This window comes from Lysinibacillus sp. NPDC093216 (assembly GCF_050280325.1).
Taxonomy (GTDB): Bacteria; Bacillota; Bacilli; order Bacillales_A; family Planococcaceae; genus Lysinibacillus.
Window position 1 is genome coordinate 121,404 of record NZ_JBNNVB010000007.1, and the last position, 8,185, is coordinate 129,588.

General features: G+C 41.2%; 7 protein-coding genes. 6 read left to right on the forward strand and 1 reads right to left on the reverse strand.

Annotated elements, in window-relative coordinates:
• The first annotated feature begins 116 nt into the window (after window positions 1-116).
• Window positions 117-359, forward strand: coding sequence for a hypothetical protein (locus tag ACQKOG_RS10605; protein WP_370077646.1), 243 nt, complete (start codon window positions 117-119; stop codon window positions 357-359).
• Between the two features lie 131 nt (window positions 360-490).
• Here ACQKOG_RS10605 and ACQKOG_RS10610 read toward each other — a convergent pair whose 3' ends face one another.
• Window positions 491-1,531: an NAD(P)/FAD-dependent oxidoreductase gene (locus ACQKOG_RS10610; RefSeq protein ID WP_370077648.1), complete on the reverse strand. Its 1,041-nt coding sequence runs from the start codon at window positions 1,529-1,531 to the stop codon at window positions 491-493.
• A gap of 198 nt (window positions 1,532-1,729) precedes the next feature.
• Here ACQKOG_RS10610 and ACQKOG_RS10615 point away from each other — a divergent pair, with 198 nt between their 5' ends.
• From ACQKOG_RS10615 to ACQKOG_RS10635, 5 genes are all read left to right on the forward strand, one after another.
• The gene (locus tag ACQKOG_RS10615) at window positions 1,730-2,470 is read left to right on the forward strand and encodes an ABC transporter ATP-binding protein (RefSeq protein ID WP_427446397.1); all 741 of its coding nucleotides are present in this window, start codon (window positions 1,730-1,732) and stop codon (window positions 2,468-2,470) included.
• Between the two features lie 14 nt (window positions 2,471-2,484).
• On the forward strand, window positions 2,485-3,402 hold the full coding sequence (locus ACQKOG_RS10620) for an iron-hydroxamate ABC transporter substrate-binding protein (RefSeq protein WP_427446298.1): 918 nt from the start codon (window positions 2,485-2,487) through the stop codon (window positions 3,400-3,402).
• 25 nt (window positions 3,403-3,427) lie between these two features.
• Complete coding sequence (locus ACQKOG_RS10625; RefSeq protein ID WP_402869125.1) at window positions 3,428-4,429, forward strand: FecCD family ABC transporter permease; 1,002 nt, start codon at window positions 3,428-3,430, stop codon at window positions 4,427-4,429.
• Window positions 4,422-5,429 (forward strand): FecCD family ABC transporter permease, encoded by a 1,008-nt coding sequence (locus ACQKOG_RS10630; protein WP_427446300.1) that lies wholly within the window; start codon window positions 4,422-4,424, stop codon window positions 5,427-5,429. The genes ACQKOG_RS10625 and ACQKOG_RS10630 overlap by 8 nt, the downstream gene beginning before the upstream one ends.
• A gap of 1,559 nt (window positions 5,430-6,988) precedes the next feature.
• A complete protein-coding gene (locus tag ACQKOG_RS10635) occupies window positions 6,989-7,936 on the forward strand; it encodes a nuclease-related domain-containing protein (RefSeq protein WP_402869129.1) in 948 nt (315 codons plus the stop codon).
• The last annotated feature ends 249 nt before the right edge of the window (window positions 7,937-8,185 follow it).

Sequence of the window (8,185 nt, forward strand, 5' to 3'; positions counted from 1 at the left end):
TTCAACATTTTTACAATACATATCAATATATTTTTTTAGCAACTTCTCCGATAGTCTAAACAATAAAAAAATACAGACGTATACTAGTAAAAAGATATTTGATAGGGGGTGAATTGATGCCATTTTATCCGCCTAATTCTAGAATGAGACCATTACCACCAAGATATAGACAAGGTTTTGGCCCTCCTATTCAAGGTAGAAGGGTGCAACCTTTCTTTAACCCTAATCAACAACCCCAAACTTCTAGATTTGGAAGATTACCACAGCATTTAAATACCATTATGGGCCATGCGGGAACAATAACAAATGGAGTTGGTATGTTAAGGCAAATGGGTGCATTTTTAAATTTCTTTAGGTAGATTATTTCGATGGGTCTTTTAAAGTCCATCCTATAAAGATAGCAAGAAAGGCTTAAGAACCCCTCTGAAGAGTAAATTTTCTTAAGAGGGGTTGTTGTGATTGAATAATCATTGTATTTAGTTTTTAATGATTATTTAAGGTGCTTTTCAATAATAGAGCGATTTTTCTCTTTAAACACTTCATTATGTGATGACACGACCCCGTGACGATAGGCAGTAGGTTCTAAATACGTTTTAATAGAGTTCACGGCATTGGCTGCATCTTGGAAAGTACCTAAAAGGAGATGAATCTTCCCTTCAAATGCTAAAATATCACCCGCTGCAAAAATACCGGGTTGCTCAGTTTCTCCCGTTGCTTTTCCTTCGAAATAGTAATCATCTTTTTTAGGAATGGTCAGTGATTGATCCAATGCTAATGATGCTTCGCGGTTATAGCCATGACTAACAATTACTTCATCGATTTGACGCGTATAACTTTGCTTTGTTTTTGAGTTTTCACATGTCACTAATTGAATCGCTGTTTTGTCAGCATTAGCAGTCAATTTTGAAATAGTTGTATGGCATTCAATCTTTACACCAGCATCTAAAGCTTCTTGTATTGTTGATTCATGCGCAGATAACTTATCTTTCCGATAAACTACAGTTACATTTTTAGCGATAGGACTAAGTTCAACTGCCCAATCAATAGCCGCATTTCCGCCTCCTGAAATAATAATTTCCTTGTCCACAAAGTGTCGATAAGATTGCACTGTATAGTGTAAATTAGTCATTTCATATTTTTCTGCTCCTTCTAGTGAAAGCTTTTGAGGGTTAATAATTCCGCCACCAACTGCTAAAAGAACGGTTTTAGAATAATGTTTATCTCCTTGCGCCGTATGTAGAACAAAAATTTCATCTTGGCGCTCGATAAAATCGACTTTCATACCTGTTAAAATGGTTGGATCAAAAGTTTTTGCCTGCGCAATCAACTGTTTTACAAATTGTTCGCCTAACACAGGAGGGTGTCCGCCAATATCCCAAATGAGCTTTTCAGGATAAAGTAAAACTTTACCACCAAGCTGATGTTGACTCTCAATTAACTTCGTCTTCAATCCTCGTAAACCACTATAAAAGGCACTATATAGACCTGCGGGGCCACCGCCAATAATTGTTACATCGTATAAATGTTGCATTTATAACACCACATCCTTAAAAAATAATAAAAAAGTATTTGACAAAACTTTATAGGAAAACTAGACTAACTTTAGTGATAATGATTATCATTATCGGTTATTCGTTATCATAGCATGGAAAGAAGTAAAAGGAAAGAGAGGTTATGTTGTGCGTTTACAAGTTGAATCGATTCGTATATCGGCTACGAGGACAAAACGATTGTGCATGATTTATCGCTACAAATTCCAGACGGTAAAATAACGACCATTATTGGTTCCAATGGCTGTGGCAAATCAACACTTTTAAAGGCCATTACAAGGATTTTGAAGCATAAGAGTGGACAAGTCATATTAGATGGTCAAAATATTTCCGAGATGAACACAAAAGAATTGGCGAAAGAACTCGCCATCTTACCACAAAGCCCGGAAAGTGCACATGGTTTAACAGTAGAAGAACTTGTATCCTACGGTCGATTTCCATATCAAAAAGGCTTCGGTAATTTATCGAAAAAGGATAAAGAAATGATTGACTGGGCCTTAAAGGTAACTAAAACGGATGACTTTCGTCAGAACACGGTTGATGCCTTATCAGGTGGACAGCGTCAACGAGTGTGGATTGCGATGGCATTAGCGCAAGAGACCGATATTATTTTTTTAGATGAGCCAACAACGTATTTAGATATGGCCCATCAGTTAGAGGTTTTAGAATTACTTTACAAGCTTAACGAAGAAGAGGGACGCACAATTGTTATGGTGCTACATGATTTAAATCAGGCAGCCCGTTTTTCAGATTTTATCGTTGCGCTGTCAAAAGGAGAGCTTGTGAAGTTTGGTACTGCAGAGGAAGTCATGGTACCTGAAGTATTAGAAAAAGTGTTTAATATTGATGCAGTCATTGGTAAAGATCCACGAACAGATAAGCCAATGTGCATTACATATAACTTACTAGAAACAGTGTAAAAGGAGATATATTTATGAAAAAGTGGCTATTACCAATGTTTATGATGGTCGTACTAGTGCTTGCAGCGTGCGGCAATAAAGAAGAGAAGGCGGAAGAGGGCTCTAAAGATAAAACATCTGCAGAAACGATTACGTATCAATCAGAATCAGGTCCTATAGAAGTACCAGCTAACCCTAAACGTGTAGTTGTGTTATCTTCTTTTGTTGGGGATTTACTACAGCTTGGCGTTAATGTTGTCGGTGTTGATTCATGGGCTGCAGATAATCCAAACTTCCAAGATGATATTAAAGATGCAGTAGTTGTTGAGAATACGGATATTGAAAAAATTATCGAGCTTGAGCCTGATTTGATAATTGGTTTAAATGGTATTGAAAATGCGGATAAATTAGCAGAAATCGCACCAACTGTATTATTTACTTATGGTAAAGTAGATTATTTACAACAATTTATTGAAATCGGTAAGGCTGTCAATAAAGAAAAAGAAGCAACTGATTGGGTAAAAGATTTTAAAGAGCGTGCCGCAGAAGCGGGGACAAAAATTAAAGAAAAAATCGGCGAAGATGCAACGGTTACTGTTGCAGAAATGTTCAATAAACAATTGTATGTTTATGGAGATAACTGGGGTCGTGGAACAGAAATTTTATATCAAGAAATGGGCTTGAAAATGCCTGAGAAAGTGAAGGAAGGTGCTTTAAAACCAGGTTATTTAGCAATTTCTCAAGAGGTATTAGGGGATTACGCGGGTGACTATGTGATTTTTAGTACATTTAAAGGCGAAGATAGCGCCATTAAAAATGCTGCGTGGTTTAAAGATTTAGAGGCTGAGAAAAATGGCCATTTATTTGAAGTGAATGCCAACGAATTTTACTTTAATGACCCAATCACTTTAGATTATCAACTAGATTTCTTTGAAAAGAAATTTTTACAATAATTTCAGTAGAGAGTAGCGAAGGAAAATGATAAAGTTTCGACATTTCCCATTTTGGCTTCAGGTGTTGCTTTCACTGATCTTATTAGCAGTGACAGTTACGATTTCACTTTGTATCGGCGCAGCAAATACGAGCATTCAAGATGTTTATCAAGCGATTGTTGGACAAGACGGTGGCAAGCATTATGCTATTTTAAGAGAAATTCGATTTCCTCGTATTATTGCTGCTATTTTTGTAGGTAGTGCACTCGCAGTTGCTGGGGCTATTATGCAAGGAGTTACTAGAAATCCGTTAGCGGATCCGGGACTTCTTGGCCTTACAGCAGGTGCGAATGCAGCACTTGCATTGACGATGGCATTCATCCCAAATTCCTCATATTATATGCTTATTTTTGCATGTTTCGTAGGTGCGGGCGTAGGGATGATTGTTGTCTATGGTATTGGCGCTTCAACAAAGAATGGTTTTTCTCCATTAAAGTTAGTTTTAGCTGGGGCTGCTGTATCAGCGCTATTACAAGCAATAGCAGATGGCACGGGAATTTTATTTCAAATTTCAAAAGATGTTTCGATGTGGACGAGTGGTGGTTTAATAGGTACTACATGGCAAGCTTTAATAATTGCTCCGGTTATTGTGGTCGGATTAATTGTTGCGTTTGCGTTTAGTCGTCAGCTAACCATTTTAAGTTTAAATGAAGAAGTAGCTGTTGGATTAGGACAAAATACAGCCGTTATTAAAGGAATTATGATGTTTGTAGTTGTAATTCTTGCAGGCTCCGCAGTAGCACTTGTAGGTAATCTAGCATTTGTTGGTTTAATGGTGCCACATATTGTCCGTGCAATTGTAGGGACAGACTATCGATTTGTCTTACCGATGAGTGCTATTATCGGTGGATGGTTTATGGTGACCGCGGATTTTGCAGGTAGAATGATTAATGCTCCATATGAAACTCCGGTAGTTGCCATTATTTCAATAATCGGCCTTCCGTTCTTCTTACTTCTTGTTCGGAAGGGAGGTCGTCAGATTGTTTAATGTCGGGCGAAAAAAACAACGTAGATGGTTATTGGTTTGGATCTTATTAACAATAGTAATTTTTGTTATGGGTATTTCAATGGGAGCAGCTTCGGTTTCGATTGATCGCATACTACCGATTTTAATGGGAGACGGTAGTTTCAAAGAATCATTCGTATTGTTCTCTGTTCGCTTGCCAAGATTGTTTGTGCTGGCAGCTGCAGGGATGGCGTTAGCTTTAGCCGGTGCCGTTTTGCAGGGGGTGACCCGTAATGACTTAGCGGACCCTGGTATTATTGGGATTAATGCAGGTGCAGGTGTAGGGATTACCCTTTTTTATCTCCTCGTCAATGGAGACTTACCTAACTTTGCGTATATGTTACCACTTGTAGGATTTTGTAGCGCTTTATTAACGGCAATCTGCATTTACTTTTTCTCGTACAAGCGCAATGAAGGTGTGCAGCCGGTCCAACTCATTTTAGTCGGAGTAGGTGTAGCATCTGCCTTATCGGGTGTAATGATCATATTAATTTCCTCAGCTGAGCGTAGTGATGTGCAATTTATCGCGCAATGGCTTGCGGGCAATATTTGGGGAACAGATTGGCCATTCTTCTGGGCTTTATTGCCTTGGCTTGTGCTAGGCATTCCATATATTTTTTATAAAGCAAATGTGTTAAACGTACTGGCGATGACAGAACAAACGGCGGTTGGCTTAGGCTTAAATATCGAACGAGAACGTTTACAATTATTAGTTGTCTCTGTAGCACTAGCTGCGGCAGCTGTATCGGTCACAGGAGGCATTGCCTTTATCGGTCTCATGGCTCCACATATTGCAAAACAGCTTGTCGGACCACGCTACCAGTTCTTTCTACCCCTGACATTGTTTATCGGTGCAAGCTTACTAATGCTAGCGGATACAATTGGCCGCGTAGCTATTTCAAGTGCAACAGTACCAGCAGGTATTGTCGTAGCATGTATCGGTGCACCTTATTTTTTATATTTACTACGGAAAAACGACTGAATGGCTTTGGCTGTTCAGTTGTTTTTTTATGTTGAAAGGCTTTATGGAAAGAAGTCTCAGAGCGACGGAAAGAACCCTGCATCGACGGATGGCAATCCCAGGGCGACAGATCGAAATAGCGGCGACGGAAAGCGAGGCCCCACCGACGGAAAGAAGTCTCAGAGCGACGGAAGGAACTCCTGCATCGACGGATGGCAATCCCAGGGCGACGGATCGAAATAGCAGCGACGGAAAGCGAGGCCCCACCGACGGAAAGAAGTCTCCGAGCGACGGAAAGAACTTCCTGAGGCGACGGATAGAATTAATGGCGACGGAAAGCAAGGCCAGACCGACGGAAAGAAGTCTCCGAGCGACGGAAAGAACTCCTACATCGACGGATGGCAATCCCAGAGCGACAGATCGAAATAGCGGCGACGGAAAGCGAGGCCCCACCGACGGAAAGAAGTCTCAGAGCGACGGAAGGAACTTCTGCATCGGCGGAAAGAAGTCTCAGAGCGACGGAAAGAACTCCTGCATCGACGGATGGCAATCCCAGGGCGACAGATCGAAATAATGGCGACGGAAAGCGAGGCCCCACCGACGGAAAGAAGTCTCCGAGCGACGGAAAGAACTTCTGCATCGACGGAAAGAAAGCCCGAGCCGACGGATAGAATTAATGGCGACGGAAAGCAAGGCCAGACCGACGGAAAGAAGTCTCAAAGCGACGGAAAGAACAGCGACATCGACGGAAAGAAAGCCTGAGGCGACGGATAGAATTAATGGCGACGGAAAGCAAGGCCAGACCGACGGAAAGAAAGCCTGAGGCGACGGATAAAATTAGCGTCGACGGAAAGTAAGGCCAGACCGACGGAAAGAAGTCTCCGAGCGACGGAAAGAACTTCTGCATCGGCGGAAAGAAGTCTCAGAGCGACGGAAGGAACTCCTGCATCGACGGATGGCAATCCCAGGGCGACGGATCGAAATAGCAGCGACGGAAAGCGAGGCCCCACCGACGGAAAGAAGTCTCCGAGCGACGGAAAGAACTTCTGCATCGACGGAAAGAAAGCCTGAGGCAACGGATAGAATTAATGGCGACGGAAAGCAAGGCCAGGCCGACGGAAAGAAGTCTCAAAGCGACGGAAAGAACAGCGATATCGACGGAAAGAACAGCGACATCGACGGAAAGAAAGCCTGAGGCGACGGATAAAATTAGCGTCGACGGAAAGTAAGGCCAGACCGACGGAAAGAAGTCTCCGAGCGACGGAAAGAACAGCGACATCGACGGAAAGAAAGCCCCAGTCGACGGATAGAATTAATGGCGACGGAAAGCAAGGCCAGACCGACGGAAAGAAGTCTCAAAGCGACGGAAAGAACTCCTGCATCGACGGAAGGAACGCTGACATCGACGGAAAGCGAGCAAAAAAATACTAGCAAGAGCTGAATAGTAGGAATTTTTCCGTTCTTTCTATCTAAAAAAGTTGATGAAAGATTTAATTTGTATTATATGTATTTCAAGTTTTTTGGAACCTCTTTTAATGAGGTTCTTTTTTTATACAATAGTTATAGGGGGTGAAGAAACAATGATTTTATTAGACCGTCAGGAATCGGAGCAACACAAAATTTTAGATGCTTTGATACGGAGATTACCTAGCACACATACTGAATACATGAATTATTTTGAGAGGTTGAGGCGTATACACGCAGGCTTTGCTGGTGAGCAAAGAGTAGATGCCGAATGGCTTGAAATTATTTTACATCATCAGCATTATTTTCTTCATGATTTACAAATACTTAATCACTTTGGCACTACTCATCAAATAGACACCGTTTTACTTTGTCCTCAATTTATATTGATACTCGAAATTAAAAATGTAACAGGCTTTCTTGATTTCGATGAATCCTTTAATCAATTTACACGAACTACAGCTGAAGGGGATATCGAGGGAATGACTAATCCATTTCATCAAGGGAGGCGACATATGGAATGGATGATGGGAATGTTGCATCAGTCACGGCTTGAGATTCCTGTCCATTATGCTGTCGTATTGGCTACGAAAAATGCTATTTTATCGAAGAGTTTAAGGGGACAACCAATTTTTCATGTTTCAGGTTTACGTTATCATGTTCGAGAATGGCTTCAACAGCATAAAAAGGCGGGGGTGGATGAAGAAAAGTTATTTCAATTTGCTTCTAAATTATTATCCATGCATAGGCCAATCAAAAGAGAAATAGCACTGCCTGTCCGAGATTTAGTAAAAGGTGTGCTATGTGAAAGTTGTTTAAATGGACAGACAATGAACTATCGTTTCTCAAAATGGTATTGTCAGCGTTGCGGAGCAGTTGATCAAGAGGCAATTTTTAGGACGCTTGAAGATTATCGATTGCTAGTAGGCGAAACGATAACAAATAAAAGCTTTTGTGAGTTTTTTGCAATAGATTCGCCGAATACAGCTTATAAATTACTACAAAAGTTACCGTTGAAAGCTGAGGGTACAAAAAGTAACAGGAAGTATTGGATTGTAAATTAAAGAGCAGAAATTCAAGCGGTCTGAAGTTTTGCTAGAAATGTTGCAGAAGGCTAGAAGTCTCAGAGCGACGGAAAGAACTCCTGCATCGACGGAAAGAACCCTCAAGGTGACGGATAGAATCAGCAACGATGGAAAGGAAGGTCTCACCGACGGATAGAAGTCTCAGAGCGACGGAAAGAACTCCTGCATCGACGGAAAGAACCCTCAAGGTGACGGATAGAATCAGCAACGATGGAAAGGAAGGTCTCA